1 protein-coding gene is annotated in these 1,278 nt (G+C 65.3%); it reads left to right on the top strand.

Features of this window, described 5'->3' with window-relative positions:
* The first annotated feature begins 20 nt into the window (after positions 1 to 20).
* On the top strand, positions 21 to 1,145 hold the full coding sequence (locus ACLIIZ_RS21050) for an IS91 family transposase (RefSeq protein ID WP_465221454.1): 1,125 nt from the start codon (positions 21 to 23) through the stop codon (positions 1,143 to 1,145).
* Positions 1,146 to 1,278 lie beyond the last annotated feature (133 nt).

Here is a 1,278-nt window from a genome sequence, read left to right as displayed (position 1 = left end):
CCCCGGCCGGCCTGGCCGAGGTGCTGTCCGCCTTCGGTCCGGCCTATCTCGCCAGCCATGAACTGCCGCGTGGCGCGGCCAAGGTCTGGCGGGCCATTCTTGCCTGCCGTACCGCAGCGCTCGGCGGGCACGTCGAATCCTGTACCGATTGCGGGACGAGCCGGCACGTCTATCATTCCTGCCGCAACCGGCATTGCCCACGCTGTCAAACGCGGGCCAAGGAGAGGTGGCTCGCCGCAAGGCGGCGCGAGGTGCTGCCGGTGCCGTATTTCCATCTGGTGTTCACCTTGCCGCACGCGCTCAACGGCCTGATCGGCGCCGCACCGCGCCGGCTCTACGAGAACCTGTTCGCCGCTGCTTCGGCAACGCTCATCGAGTTTGCCGCCAGCCCGCGCCATCTGGGCGGAATGCCGGCGTTCTCGCTGGTGCTGCATACCTGGAAACAGGATCTCGGGCGGCATGTTCATGTGCATGCCCTGGTCGCCGGTGGCGCACTGTCCGACACCGGGGAATGGATCAGCCCGAAAAAGGGCTTTCTGTTTCCGGTCCGGGCCCTGTCGAAAGTGTTTCGCGGCAAGTTTGTTGCCGGCCTCGATGACTTGTACCGGCAGGGGTATCTGCCCGATTTCCTCAATCCGCTCGCTTGGCAGAACCTCAAGCAAGACCTCTACGCCCACGACTGGGTGGTCTATGCCAAGCAACCGCTGGGTGGGCCGCAAGCCGTGCTCGACTATCTCGGGCGTTACACGCATCGGGTGGCGATTTCCAATGAGCGCATCGTTGGCATCACCCATGACCAGGTGGCTTTCCGGGTACGGGCGGATAGCGGGGGCAAGAAGCGCGTGCTGCGTCTGGCGGGAAGCGAGTTCATCGCCTGCTTCCTGTTGCATGTGCTACCCAGCGGTTTCAAGCGCATCCGGCACTATGGCCTGCTCTCGCCGGCGAGAAAGAAAGTCGGGCTGGCGGCAGCGCGCTCGGCCCTGGCCGTGCCGCCGCCGGAACCGGCGATCATCGAATCGGTGACGGCATTCCTGCAGCGGGTGGCTCGCCTTGCGTCGATGTGCTGTCCGCACTGCGGCGGGCAGTTTCGGGTTACCGCCACGCTGCTGCCGCAGCGCGGGGCAACGGCCCGAGGACCGCCATGAGACGCTGCATCAAGCCCCTGCTGACGGTTTCTCCAACGGATGGCCAGACCATTCTCGGAAGGCTTCGCCCTGCGGCCTACCCAGTGATTCCCGAGCAGCTACGCAAGCATGATCGAGCCGGTTTGCTTCTCCC

Source organism: Azonexus caeni (genome assembly GCF_048146105.1).
Lineage (GTDB): Bacteria > Pseudomonadota > Gammaproteobacteria > Burkholderiales > Rhodocyclaceae > Azonexus > Azonexus aromaticus_B.
This window is presented reverse-complemented; position numbering and strand designations above follow the sequence as displayed.